Source organism: Pseudomonas sp. F007, from assembly GCF_057814275.1.
The window spans coordinates 335347-347431 of sequence record NZ_JBVATA010000009.1 but is presented as its reverse complement, the minus strand read 5'-3'; the positions used below and the strand labels follow the sequence as shown (position 1 = coordinate 347431).

The following is a 12085-nucleotide window of genomic DNA, read 5'->3' as shown; positions in this document are numbered from 1 at the left end:
TCCTACAAGGGTTACGCATCGATCATAAGAACTTCCCCCCCCCCAAAATAATCACCACTCATCCCAAAGCGATACAAAAAAACAATACGACACGTCATTTTACGTTTGATATTAATTTCTGTATCGCTTATAAAGTTCTCCATGCCTCAGAACCGTGCCAAGGCGGGAGAACAACAATGTACGCACAGCTAGTCGAAACCGGCGTCAAGCGCATCAAGGAACTCTCGGAGATGTCCGCAGAGGAACGCGCCTTCCAGGAAAAGATCGATGCCGAGATCAAGATCGAGGCCAAGAACTGGATGCCCGACGCCTACCGCCAGACCCTGATCCGGCAGATCTCGCAACACGCTCACTCGGAAATTGTCGGCATGCTGCCCGAGGGCAACTGGGTCACTCGCGCCCCGTCGCTCAAGCGCAAGCTGCAACTGATGGCGAAGATCCAGGACGAAGCCGGTCACGGCCTGTACCTGTACAGCGCCATGGAAACCCTGGGCGCTGATCGCGATACAGAAATCGACAAGCTGCACAGCGGCAAGGCGAAGTATTCGAGCATCTTCAATTACCCGACCCTGAACTGGGCCGACATGGGCGCGGTGGGCTGGCTGGTGGATGGGGCGGCGATCGTCAACCAGGTGGTGCTGCAGCGCACCTCCTACGGTCCGTACTCGCGGGCGATGATCCGCATCTGCAAGGAAGAGAGCTTCCACCAGCGCCAGGGCTACGAAATCCTCCTGACCATGATGCGCCACGGTACCCAGGCGCAAAAAGACATGGTCCAGGACGCGATCAACCGTCTGTGGTGGCCGTCGCTGATGATGTTCGGCCCAAGCGACGAACATTCGCCCAACAGCGCCCAGTCCATGGCCTGGAAAATCAAGCGCCAGAGCAACGACGAACTGCGCCAGCGCTTTATCGACCAGACCATTCCGCAGCTGGAGCTGCTGGGCTGCACCTGCCCCGACCCGGACCTGAAGTGGAACGCCGAGCGCGGCCATTACGATTTCGGCGAGATCCAGTGGAACGAATTCTACGAAGTGCTCAAGAGCAACGGCCCGTGCAACCAGGAACGCGTCGCCACCCGCCGCAAGGCGATTGAAGACGGTGCCTGGGTACGCGAAGCCGCCGTCGCCCACGCCCGCAAAAAACAAAACAAGAACGCCGCCTGATCCGGCAAAAAACCCCTGTGTGTAGGAGCTGGCTCGTCGGGTCGCCGCATCGCAGCGAAGGCGGCCTCGAGCGCGGCGACGATTTCACTGTCGTCTTCGCTTCGACGCGGCGCCCCACCAAGCCAGCCCCAACAAGCAACCGATGTGGAGTAAACCTCATGTCCCAGTGGACCCTCTTCGAAGTCTTCGTGCGCAGCAAGCACGGCCTCAACCACAAGCACGTCGGCAGCGTGCATGCCGCCGACACCACCATGGCCATCGAAAATGCGCGCGAGCTGTACACCCGTCGCAGCGAGGGCGTGAGCCTGTGGGTGGTGCCTTCGGCGCTGATCACCGCGTCCTCGCCGGATGAAAAAGACCCGCTGTTCGACCCCTCGGACGACAAGGTCTACCGCCATGCCAGCTTCTACGAGCTGCCGGCCGAAGTCGGACACATGTGAGGTCGACCATGGACAACAAGACTGATCTGATCGAATACCTGCTGCGCCTCGGCGACAGCGCCCTGATCCAGGGCCAGCGCCTGTGCCAATGGTGCGGCAAGGCGCCGGCGCTGGAAGAAGAGCTGGCGCTGATGAACGTCGGCCTCGACCTCGTCGGCCAGGCGCGCAACTGGCTGGAATACGCCGCTGAGCTGCTGAATGACGGCCGCGACGCCGATCACCTGGCGTTCCGCCGCGACGAGCGCGCCTATCGCAACCTGCTGCTGGTGGAACAACCGAACGGCGACTACGCGGTGACCATCCTCAAGCAATTCCTGTATGACGCCTGGCACCTGGAAGTGCTCAAGGGCCTGAGCCAATCCAGCGATGAACGCATTGCCGGCATCGCCGCCAAGGCCGTCAAGGAAGTCACCTATCACCTGCGCCGTTCCAGCGAATGGGTCGAGCGCCTGGGCGACGGCACTGAGGAAAGTCACCAGCGCATGCTCGCGGCGATCCCCGAAGTCTGGCGTTTCACCGTCGAGCTGCTCGCCGCCGATGACAGCGAACAGCGCCTGTGCGCTGCCGGTATCACCCCGGACATCGCCACCGTCGCCAGCGCCTGGCAGGCCAAGGTCGAAGCGATTTTCGCCAGCGCCACCCTGCCCGTCCCGGCGGCTGCGAGCTACTTCTACCTGAACGCGCGCAAAGGCCTGCACACCGAACACCTGGGCATCCTGCTGGCTGAAATGCAGTTCCTGCCACGAGCGTACCCCGATGCAACCTGGTGAGCTGATCGCCAGCGACCTCGGCGCCCGACCGGCCCAACCGGCCGACCTGGCCGTCGCCTGGGCGATCCTCGCCGAGGTGATGGACCCGGAAGTGCCGGTGGTCAGCGTGGTCGACCTGGGCATCGTCCGCGACCTCGACTGGCAGGCCGGCCACCTGCACGTGGTGGTCACGCCGACCTACTCCGGTTGCCCGGCCACCGAAGTGATCGAAAGCGATATCCGCCAGGCCCTGGAGCTTGGCGGTTTCCAGGCGCCCCAGCTGGAACGCAAATTGACCCCGGCCTGGACCACCGACTGGATCACCAGCAGCGGCCGCGAACGCCTGCGCGCCTACGGCATTGCGCCGCCCGAGGGCAGCACCAGCAAGCGCAGCCTGCTCGGTGAAAGCCCGCAGGTGCTGTGCCCGCAGTGCGGCAGCGTGCACACCGAGGTGCTCAGCGAATTCGGCTCGACCGCCTGCAAGGCGCTGTATCGCTGCATCGATTGCCGGGAACCGTTCGACTATTTCAAGTGCATCTGAGCGGCGATTCGACCGTCCCAGTTGGAGAAAAACAATGAGCAAATTTCACAGCCTGACCATCAAGGACGTGCGCACCGAGACCCGTGACGCGGTGTCCATCGCCTTCGAGATTCCCCAGGATCTGCAGGACAGCTTCCACTTCACCCAGGGCCAGCACCTGGTGATGCGCACCCTGATGGACGGCGAAGAAGTGCGCCGCTCCTACTCGATCTGCACCGGCATTAACGACGGCGAGCTGCGCGTGGCGATCAAGCGCGTGGCCGGCGGGCGTTTTTCCGCCTATGCCAACGAACAGCTGAAAGCCGGCCACAGCCTGGAAGTGATGCCGCCCGCCGGGCATTTCAGCGTCGAGCTGGACCCGGCACGGCACGGCAACTACCTGGCCGTCGCCGCCGGCAGCGGCATCACGCCGATCCTGTCGATCATCAAGACCACCCTCGAGACCGAGCCCCACAGTCGCGTCACCCTGCTCTACGGCAACCGCTCGAGCTCCGGCGCGCTGTTCCGCGAACAGCTCGAAGACCTGAAGAACCGCTACCTGCAACGCCTGAACCTGATCTTCGTGTTCAGCCGCGAGCAGCAGGACGTCGACCTCTACAACGGGCGGATCAACGCCGAGAAATGCGAGCAACTGTTCAGCCGCTGGCTCGACGTCAAGGCGCTGGATGCGGCGTTTATCTGCGGCCCGCAGGAAATGACCGAGACCGTGCGCGACAGCCTCAAGGCCAAGGGCATGGCGCCCGAGCGCATTCACTTCGAATTGTTCGCCGCCGCCGGCAGCCAGCAGAAACGCGAAGCCCGTGAAGCGGCCCGCCAGGTGGATTCGGCGGTCAGCCAGATCACCGTGATCAGCGACGGCCGCGCGCTGGCCTTCGACCTGCCGCGCAACAGCCAGAGCATCCTCGACGCCGGCAACGCCCAGGGCGCCGAACTGCCGTACTCATGCAAGGCCGGCGTGTGCTCGACCTGCAAGTGCAAGGTGATCGAAGGCGAAGTGGAAATGGACAGCAACCACGCCCTGGAAGACTACGAAGTGGCCGCCGGTTACGTGCTGTCGTGCCAGGCCTTCCCGATCAGCGACAAGGTGGTGCTGGATTTCGATCAGCTCTAAAAGCAGCACCGCAATCCTGTAGGAGCTGGCTTGCCAGCGAAGGGGCCCCAGAGATCACCTGTATCTTCAGGCCGCCTTCGCTGGCAAGCCAGCTCCTACGGGGGTAACACCGCTTGGCCCACAACAAAAACAACAAAGGACTATCCCATGACCCCCCAAGACCTGGAACTCATCCGCCAGCACCCGGACTTCATCACCCTGGTGCGGCGCAAACAGAAGCTCTACTGGCCACTGTCGCTGATCATGCTGGTGATCTACTTCGGCTTCGTGCTGCTGGTGGCGTTTTCCCCGGCGACCCTTGGCCAGTCCCTGAGCGGCGGCGTGACCACCGTGGGCATGTTGGTGGGTGTGGTGATCGTCCTGCTGGCCTTCGCCCTGACCGGTTTCTATGTCTATCGCGCCAACCACCTGATCGACCCGCTGAACGACAAACTCAAGCAGGAGTGCGCCCGATGAACCGCTTGCTTGCTCTCTTTTCGCTGGCCGCGGTCAGCGATCTGGCACTGGCCGCCGACGGCGCGTCCCGCCCTCTGAACTGGAACGCCATCGGCATGTTCCTGGTGTTCGTCCTGTTCACCCTCGGCGTGACCCGCTGGGCAGCCATGCGCACCCGTTCGGCCAGTGACTTCTACACGGCCGGCGGTGGCATGACCGGCTTTCAGAACGGCCTGGCGATTGCCGGTGACATGATCTCGGCCGCCTCGTTCCTCGGCATCTCGGCGATGATGTTCCTCAACGGCTACGACGGCCTGCTCTACGCCCTGGGCGTGTTGGCCGGCTGGCCGATCATCCTGTTCCTGATCGCCGAACGCCTGCGCAACCTGGGCAAATACACCTTTGCCGACGTGGTTTCCTATCGCCTCGAACAGACCCCGGTGCGCCTGACCTCGGCCTTCGGCACCCTCACCGTGGCGCTGATGTACCTGGTGGCGCAGATGGTCGGCGCCGGCAAGCTGATCGAGCTGCTGTTCGGCATCGACTACCTCTACGCAGTGATGCTGGTCGGCGTGCTGATGGTGTTCTACGTCACCTTCGGCGGCATGCTCGCCACCACTTGGGTGCAGATCATCAAGGCGGTGATGCTGCTGTTCGGCACCAGCTTCATGGCGTTCATGGTGCTCAAGCATTTCGGTTTCAGCACCGAGGCGATGTTTGCCGGCGCCACCGCGGTGCACGCCAAAGGCAGCGCGATCATGGCGCCAGGTGCCTTGCTGTCCAACCCGATTGACGCGATTTCCCTGGGCCTGGGCATGATTTTCGGCACCGCCGGCCTGCCGCACATCCTGATGCGCTTCTTCACCGTCAGCGATGCCAAGGAAGCGCGTAAAAGCGTGTTCTATGCCACCGGTTTCATCGGCTACTTCTACCTGCTGCTGATCGTGGTCGGCTTCGGCGCGATCGTCATGGTCGGCACCGATCCGAGCTTCCGTGACGCCAGCGGCGCGATCATCGGCGGCGGCAACATGGTCGCGGTGCACCTGGCGCAAGCGGTCGGCGGCAATCTGTTCCTCGGTTTCATCTCGGCAGTCGCCTTCGCGACGATTCTGGCGGTGGTCGCCGGGCTGGCGTTGTCCGGCGCCTCGGCGGTGTCCCACGACCTGTATGCCTGCGTGATGCGCAAGGGCCAGGCCAGCGAGAAGCAAGAGATGCGTGTGTCGCGCATTGCCACCCTGTGCATCGGCGTGCTGGCGATCATCCTCGGCCTGCTGTTCGAATCGCAGAACATTGCCTTCCTCTCCGGCCTGGTGCTGGCCATCGCTGCCTCGGTGAATTTCCCGGTGCTGTTCCTTTCCATGTACTGGAAAGGCCTGACCACCCGTGGCGCAGTGCTCGGCAGCCTGGCGGGGCTGGTCTCGGCGATCGTCCTGCTGGTGCTGAGCCCGGCGGTATGGGTCAACGTCATGCATCACGACAAGGCGCTGTTCCCGTATTCCAACCCGGCGCTGTTTTCCATGAGCCTGGCGTTCTTCAGTGCCTGGCTGTTTTCCGTCACCGACCGCTCGCCACGGGCCAGCCTCGAGCGCGGCCGTTACCTGGCGCAGTTCATCCGTTCCATGACCGGCATCGGCGCTTCGGGCGCCAGCCAGCACTAACTCACTCTTTATCTGACACCGAGGACTCGTGATGTCTCACGCCCCTACCCTGCAAAGCTTCATCGCCGGCCGCTGGATCGGCCAACAAGGTGCGCAGATCCTGCGCAGCGCCATCGACGGCCATGAAATCGCCCGCACCCACGAAGAGCGTCCGGACTTCGCCGAAGCCATCGAGCACGGCCGTCGCCAGGGCGTCAGCGGCCTGATGGCCCTGGACTTCCAGCAACGCGCCCAGCGCCTCAAGGCCCTGGCCCTGTACCTGGCCGAGCGCAAGGAACAGCTCTACGCCCTATCCCACCACAGCGGCGCGACCCGCGCCGACAGCTGGATCGATATCGAGGGCGGCAACAGCACCCTGTTCACTTACGCCGGCCTCGGCTCCCGCGAGTTGCCATCGGGCAACGTGGTCCACGAAGGCCCGGCGCTGCAACTGAGCAAGTTGGGCACCTTCGCCGGCACCCACATCCTGGTACCGCGCGGCGGTGTAGCGGTTCACATCAACGCCTTCAACTTCCCGATCTGGGGCATGCTGGAAAAATTCGCCCCGAGCTTCCTCGCCGGCATGCCGTGCATCGTCAAGCCGGCCAGCGCCACCAGCTACCTGACCGAAGCCGTGGTGCGCCTGATGGACGAATCCGGCCTGCTGCCAGCGGGCAGCCTGCAACTGATCATCGGCGGCACCGGCGACCTGCTGGACCGCCTGCAAGGCCAGGACGTGGTGACCTTCACCGGCTCCGCCGACACCGCGGCCAAATTGCGGGTCAATCCGAACCTGATCCGTAACTCGGTACCCTTCACCGCCGAAGCCGACTCGCTGAACTGCGCCATTCTCGCGCCGGACGTCAGCCCGGACGACGAAGAATTCGAGCTGTTCATCAAGGAAGTGGCGCGGGAAATGACCACCAAGGCCGGGCAGAAATGCACCGCCATCCGCCGCGCCATCGTCCCGGCCAAGCACATCGATGCCGTCGCCACACGCCTACGCGATCGTCTGGCCAAAGTGGTGGTCGGTGATCCGTCGGTGGAAGGCGTGCGCATGGGCGCCCTGGCTTCCCACGATCAACAGAAAGACGTGGCCGAGCGCCTGGAAGCCCTGTTGCAGAGCAGTGACCTGCTGTTCGGTGCCCGCGACGGTTTCGAGCCACGCGGCAACAACGTCAGCGAAGGTGCGTTCTTCGCCCCGACCCTGCTGCAGGCCCGTGACCCCCACGCCGAAGGTGGCCCCCACGACATCGAGGCCTTCGGTCCGGTCAGCACCCTGATGGCCTACGACGATCTGGACGAAGCCCTGGCCCTGGCCGCACGCGGCAAAGGCAGCCTGGTGGCGAGCCTGGTGACCAAGGATCCACAGATCGCCGCCAAGGCCATCCCGGTCGCCGCCGCCCTGCACGGCCGGCTGCTGGTGCTAGATCGCAACTGCGCCGGAGAATCCACCGGGCACGGTTCGCCCCTGCCACAACTCAAGCACGGCGGCCCGGGTCGTGCCGGTGGCGGCGAAGAGCTCGGCGGTCTGCGTGCGGTGAAACACTACCTGCAACGTGCGGCGGTTCAAGGCTCGCCAACGATGTTGGCAGCGGTCACCGGCGAGTACGTGCGGGGCGCCAAAGTCATCGAGACTGAAGTGCATCCGTTCCGTCGCTACTTCCAGGACCTGCAGATCGGCGAGTCGCTGCTGACTCACCGGCGCACCGTCACCGAAGCGGACCTGGTGAACTTCGGCTGCCTGTCGGGCGACCACTTCTACATGCACTTCGACGACATCGCGGCCAAGGAATCGCAGTTCGGCAAGCGTATCGCCCACGGCTATTTCGTGTTGTCGGCGGCGGCTGGTCTGTTCGTCTCCCCCGGCGTCGGCCCGGTGCTGGCCAACTACGGCCTGGACACTCTGCGCTTCATCAACCCGGTGGGCATCGGCGACACCATCCAGGCGCGCCTGACCTGCAAGCGCAAAATCGACCAGGGCAAGAAGAGCCCGCAAGGCATTCCGCAAGGCGTGGTGGCGTGGGACGTGGAAGTGACCAACCAGTTGGGTGAACTGGTGGCCAGTTATGACATCCTGACCCTGGTGGTCAAGCGCGAAGACTGAGCCTGAAACAGCGGGGCCATGGTCAAGTAGATCACCGCCCCGATCGCGCACAGCAAAACGCCCCGAACCAGTCGGGGCGTTTTTTTACTGTGCTTTCACACCATCAGCATGGGCTGACTCAGTGCTGCAGCGCAGGTTTCTCACCGTTGATCGGGATGCGTTTGGCTTTCGCTTCCTCGGGCACGATGCGCAGCAAGTCGATGCTCAACAGACCGTTGCGCAAGTCGGCGGCCTTGATCTCGATGTGATCGGCAAGACGGAACGACAGTTTGAACGCACGCTGGGCAATGCCCTGGTGCAGGAAGGTGACGCTGTCGTTGTTCTCGCGTTTGCCGCCACTGATGGTCAGCACACCTTTTTCGACTTGCAGCTCCAGGTCTTCTTCCTGGAAACCGGCTGCCGCGACGACGATGCGGTACTGGTCATCACCGTGTTTTTCAACGTTGTAGGGTGGGTAGCTGCTGCCGGGCTCATTGCGCAGCGCAGTCTCGAACAGATCGTTGAAACGATCGAAACCAACCGAAGAACGGAACAGTGGAGCCAGGGAAAATGCGGTACTCATGGTTCAAATCTCCTGAAAACAATCAGCAAGGTTTTTTATCTCCGCGACCCGAATTCGGCATCGCGTAACCCTTAGATAGGGACCACTGATTGCATTTCAAGAGATTGCCCGAAGATTTTTTCAGGCCGCTTCAGCGACCTCCAGGCCGAGCAAACGGGACACCTGATCCAGCTCGGTCTCGCGGCGCATCAGGGTAAACAGCTCCACCGCTTCCGGATAATTGCGGGTCAGCATCGCCAGCCACTGCTTCAAGCGACCGGGCGATTGGCGGGCGGTCATCTGCGCCTTGGCCTGCAGCCAGAATTCCTGGATCAGCGGCAGCAGCTCGGCCCAGCTCATCTCCACCACCTCTTCGCCGGACCGTGCCGCGGCGATCTGCCGGGCCAGGTCCGGACGCGACACAAGGCCGCGACCGAGCATGATGTCTTCGACGCCACTGATTTCCCGGCAACGCCGCCAATCCTCGACGCTCCAGATATCGCCGTTGGCGAACACCGGGACCTTGACCACTTCCTGCACCCGCGGGATCCACTCCCAATGCGCCGGCGGCTTGTAGCCGTCCATCTTGGTCCGTGCATGCACCACGATATGCTCCGCGCCACCCTCGGCCAGCGCCGTGGCACACACCAGCGAACCATCGGGGCTGTCGAAGCCCAGGCGCATCTTCGCAGTCACTGGAATGTGCGCCGGCACCGCGCGACGCACGTGCTCGACAATCTGGTTGAGCAGTTCCGGCTCCTTGAGCAACACCGCCCCGCCCCGAGATTTGTTGACGGTCTTGGCTGGGCAGCCGAAATTCAGGTCGATCACCTCCGACCCCAGCTCACAGGCCAACGCGGCGTTTTCCGCCAGGCACACCGGGTCGGAACCGAGCAACTGCACGCGCAACGGCACGCCGGCCGCCGTCTTGGCGCCGTTGAGCAATTCGGGACCAAACTTGTGGAAATACGCCGGCGTGAGCAGTTGATCGTTGATCCGGATGAACTCGGTCACGCACCAATCGATACCACCAACCCGGGTCAGCACGTCCCGCAGGATGTTGTCGACCAACCCCTCCATGGGCGCCAAAGCAATTTGCATGGGAAACACTCAACGAAAATCGTGCGGCAGTTTACCGGTTTTCGTGGGTAGGGGCATGGTGGGCGGGTGGACGGTTGTCGGGAAGGGAGGGTCATGTTGATCGGGCGACCTGTTGGACCTGACATGTCGGAGGGCCGCATCGCAGCGATCAAGTTGTGCCGTGTTGCTGATGGCCCCATCGCTGGCAGGCCAGCTCCCACAGGGGGCGTGGCGGACGCAGATGTATGGTCGACCAGAAACCTTGTGGGAGCCAGCCTGCTGGCGATGGCGATGTATCAGTCGACATCGATGTTGACTGAGCAACCCCCATCGCTGGCAGGCCAGCTCCCACAGGGTTTTGCGGGCTCCACAGAATTTGTGATCGACACGACCTCTGCAAGAGCGAGCCTGCTCGCGAAAAACGTTAACGATGACGCGGACATTCTGAATGTGCGCGGCGTCCTCAGGTTCTTCGCGAGCAAGCTCGCTCCTACAGGGTGGGTGACGTACGGCTTACTTACGCGCCGCCTCCCACGACTTCAGCAGTTCGGCGTAGCTGACGGTCTCGCCCTTGGGTTTCTCGTTGGCCAGTTTCGGCTTGGGCGCGCCCGGTTGGTCGAACCAGTACTGGGCGTCGCGTTCCGGGTTGAGTTTCGGGGCGCAGGTGGTCTGGGCTTTGGAGCGTTCGAGGCGGGCCATGATCGCGTCCTGGTCCTTGGCCAGGCCGTCGAGTGCCTGTTGCGGGGTTTTCTCGCCGCTGGCGGCTTCGGCGATGTGACTCCACCACAGCTGTGCCAGGCGTGGGTAGTCAGGCACGTTGGTGCCGGTCGGGGTCCATTGCACGCGGGCCGGGCTGCGGTAGAACTCCACCAGGCCACCGAGTTTCGGCGCCAGGTCGGTCATCGCTTGCGAATTGATGTCCGACTCGCGGATCGGCGTCAGGCCAACGATGGTTTTTTTCAACGACACGGTTTTCGAGGTGACGAACTGCGCGTAGAGCCAGGCCGCCAGCTTCTGCTTCTCCGGGGTCGATTTCATGAAGGTCCAGGAGCCCACGTCCTGATAACCCAGCTTCATCCCCTCCTCCCAGTACGGCCCGCGCGGCGACGGCGCCATCCGCCATTTCGGCGTACCGTCGGCGTTCATCACCGCCAGGCCTGGCTTGGTCATGTCGGCGGTGAAGGCGGTGTACCAGAAGATTTGCTGGGCGATGTTGCCCTGGGCCGGCACCGGGCCGGATTCGGAGAAGGTCATGCCGGCGGCTTCCGGCGGTGCGTAGGCCTTCATCCAGTCGACGTATTTCTGGGTGGCGAAGACCGCCGCCGGGCCGTTGGTGTCGCCACCACGGGTCACACTGGAACCAACCGGGTGGCAGTCCTCGACACGAATCCCCCACTCGTCCACCGGCAAGCCATTGGGCAGGCCCTTGTCGCCGCCACCGGCCATGGAGAACCAGGCATCGGTGAAGCGCCAGCCGAGGGACGGGTCTTTCTTGCCGTAGTCCATGTGCCCATAAACCCGCTTGCCGTCGATTTCCTTGACGTCCTCGCTGAAGAATTTGGCGATGTCCTCGTAGGCCGACCAGTTCACCGGCACGCCCAGCTCATAGCCGTACTTTTCCTTGAACTTGGCTTTCAGTTCCGGACGCTCGAACCAGTCGGCGCGGAACCAGTAGAGGTTGGCGAATTGCTGGTCGGGCAGTTGATAGATCTTGCCGTCCGGCGCGGTGGTGAAGGACAGGCCGATGAAGTCCTTGAGATCGAGGGTTGGCGAGGTGTAGTCCTTGCCCTCATTGGCCATCAGGTCGGTGATGGATTCCGTCTTGCCGTAGCGAAAATGCGTACCGATCAGGTCCGAGTCGTTGACCCAGCCGTCATAGATGTTCTTGTCGGATTGCATCTGGGTCTGCAGCTTTTCCACCACGTCGCCTTCCTGCAGCAAATCGTGGGTCAGCTTGATCCCGGTGATTTCACTGAAGGCCTTGGCCAGCACCTTGGACTCGTATTCGTGGGTGGCAATGGTTTCCGAGACCACGTTGATCTTCATCCCGCGAAACGGCTCGGAGGCCTTGATGAACCACTTCAGCTCTTCCAGCTGTTGCTCGGGCGTCAGGGTCGAGGGTTTGAATTCGCTGCCGATCCATTTCTTCGCGGCGTCTTCATAAGCATCGGCCCAGGCCGCAGCGCTCAAGCCACTGAGTGCCAGCATGGCTGCCAATGAAACGCTATGTCGCAGCTTGTTGTTTTTGTCGAACATAGAGACCTCCTGTTTGAGTTTC

General features: G+C 62.8%; 11 protein-coding genes. 8 read left to right on the top strand and 3 right to left on the bottom strand.

Annotation, left to right across the window (positions count from 1 at the left end):
• The first annotated feature begins 176 nt into the window (after positions 1 to 176).
• From paaA to paaZ, 8 genes are all read left to right on the top strand, one after another.
• On the top strand, positions 177 to 1166 hold the full coding sequence (gene paaA, locus ACZYR5_RS23720) for a 1,2-phenylacetyl-CoA epoxidase subunit PaaA (RefSeq protein ID WP_489091637.1): 990 nt from the start codon (positions 177 to 179) through the stop codon (positions 1164 to 1166).
• A gap of 158 nt (positions 1167 to 1324) precedes the next feature.
• Entirely contained in the window at positions 1325 to 1606 is a 282-nt protein-coding gene (gene paaB / locus ACZYR5_RS23715; protein WP_401265268.1) for a 1,2-phenylacetyl-CoA epoxidase subunit PaaB, read from the top strand.
• A gap of 8 nt (positions 1607 to 1614) precedes the next feature.
• On the top strand, positions 1615 to 2376 hold the full coding sequence (paaC, locus tag ACZYR5_RS23710; protein WP_489091638.1) for a 1,2-phenylacetyl-CoA epoxidase subunit PaaC: 762 nt from the start codon (positions 1615 to 1617) through the stop codon (positions 2374 to 2376).
• Positions 2363 to 2896, top strand: a complete 534-nt coding sequence (paaD, locus tag ACZYR5_RS23705) for a 1,2-phenylacetyl-CoA epoxidase subunit PaaD (protein ID WP_489091639.1) — start codon at positions 2363 to 2365, stop codon at positions 2894 to 2896. Before paaC ends, paaD begins: the two co-directional genes overlap by 14 nt.
• A 34-nt stretch (positions 2897 to 2930) precedes the next feature.
• Positions 2931 to 4007 carry a 1,2-phenylacetyl-CoA epoxidase subunit PaaE gene (paaE, locus tag ACZYR5_RS23700; RefSeq protein ID WP_489091640.1) on the top strand — a complete coding sequence of 359 codons (1077 nt, stop codon included), beginning with the start codon at positions 2931 to 2933 and terminating at the stop codon, positions 4005 to 4007.
• Between the two features lie 147 nt (positions 4008 to 4154).
• Positions 4155 to 4463 carry a DUF485 domain-containing protein gene (locus ACZYR5_RS23695; protein WP_489091641.1) on the top strand — a complete coding sequence of 103 codons (309 nt, stop codon included), beginning with the start codon at positions 4155 to 4157 and terminating at the stop codon, positions 4461 to 4463.
• A complete protein-coding gene (locus tag ACZYR5_RS23690; RefSeq protein ID WP_489091642.1) occupies positions 4460 to 6100 on the top strand; it encodes a cation acetate symporter in 1641 nt (546 codons plus the stop codon). The genes ACZYR5_RS23695 and ACZYR5_RS23690 overlap by 4 nt, the downstream gene beginning before the upstream one ends.
• Positions 6101 to 6131: 31 nt before the next feature.
• On the top strand, positions 6132 to 8186 hold the full coding sequence (gene paaZ / locus ACZYR5_RS23685; protein WP_489091643.1) for a phenylacetic acid degradation bifunctional protein PaaZ: 2055 nt from the start codon (positions 6132 to 6134) through the stop codon (positions 8184 to 8186).
• Between the two features lie 118 nt (positions 8187 to 8304).
• Here the strand turns inward: paaZ and ACZYR5_RS23680 are convergent, their stop codons facing one another.
• From ACZYR5_RS23680 to ACZYR5_RS23670, 3 genes are all read right to left on the bottom strand, one after another.
• A complete protein-coding gene (locus ACZYR5_RS23680) occupies positions 8305 to 8748 on the bottom strand; it encodes an Hsp20 family protein (RefSeq protein WP_489091644.1) in 444 nt (147 codons plus the stop codon).
• A gap of 120 nt (positions 8749 to 8868) precedes the next feature.
• Entirely contained in the window at positions 8869 to 9828 is a 960-nt protein-coding gene (locus ACZYR5_RS23675) for a tRNA dihydrouridine synthase (RefSeq protein ID WP_489091645.1), read from the bottom strand.
• A 492-nt stretch (positions 9829 to 10320) separates the two neighbouring features.
• Positions 10321 to 12063: an ABC transporter substrate-binding protein gene (locus ACZYR5_RS23670; protein WP_489091646.1), complete on the bottom strand. Its 1743-nt coding sequence runs from the start codon at positions 12061 to 12063 to the stop codon at positions 10321 to 10323.
• Between the last annotated feature and the right edge of the window lie 22 nt (positions 12064 to 12085).

Excerpts from the sequence above, each read along its gene's own strand:
- paaA (WP_489091637.1), top strand. The coding sequence starts at position 177 with ATGTACGCACAGCTAGTCGAAACCGGCGTCAAGCGCATCAAGGAACTC.
- paaB (WP_401265268.1), top strand. The coding sequence starts at position 1,325 with ATGTCCCAGTGGACCCTCTTCGAAGTCTTCGTGCGCAGCAAGCACGGC.
- paaC (WP_489091638.1), top strand. The coding sequence starts at position 1,615 with ATGGACAACAAGACTGATCTGATCGAATACCTGCTGCGCCTCGGCGAC.
- paaD (WP_489091639.1), top strand. The coding sequence starts at position 2,363 with ATGCAACCTGGTGAGCTGATCGCCAGCGACCTCGGCGCCCGACCGGCC.
- paaE (WP_489091640.1), top strand. The coding sequence starts at position 2,931 with ATGAGCAAATTTCACAGCCTGACCATCAAGGACGTGCGCACCGAGACC.
- ACZYR5_RS23695 (WP_489091641.1), top strand. The coding sequence starts at position 4,155 with ATGACCCCCCAAGACCTGGAACTCATCCGCCAGCACCCGGACTTCATC.
- ACZYR5_RS23690 (WP_489091642.1), top strand. The coding sequence starts at position 4,460 with ATGAACCGCTTGCTTGCTCTCTTTTCGCTGGCCGCGGTCAGCGATCTG.
- paaZ (WP_489091643.1), top strand. The coding sequence starts at position 6,132 with ATGTCTCACGCCCCTACCCTGCAAAGCTTCATCGCCGGCCGCTGGATC.
- ACZYR5_RS23680 (WP_489091644.1), bottom strand. The coding sequence starts at position 8,748 with ATGAGTACCGCATTTTCCCTGGCTCCACTGTTCCGTTCTTCGGTTGGT.
- ACZYR5_RS23675 (WP_489091645.1), bottom strand. The coding sequence starts at position 9,828 with ATGCAAATTGCTTTGGCGCCCATGGAGGGGTTGGTCGACAACATCCTG.
- ACZYR5_RS23670 (WP_489091646.1), bottom strand. The coding sequence starts at position 12,063 with ATGTTCGACAAAAACAACAAGCTGCGACATAGCGTTTCATTGGCAGCC.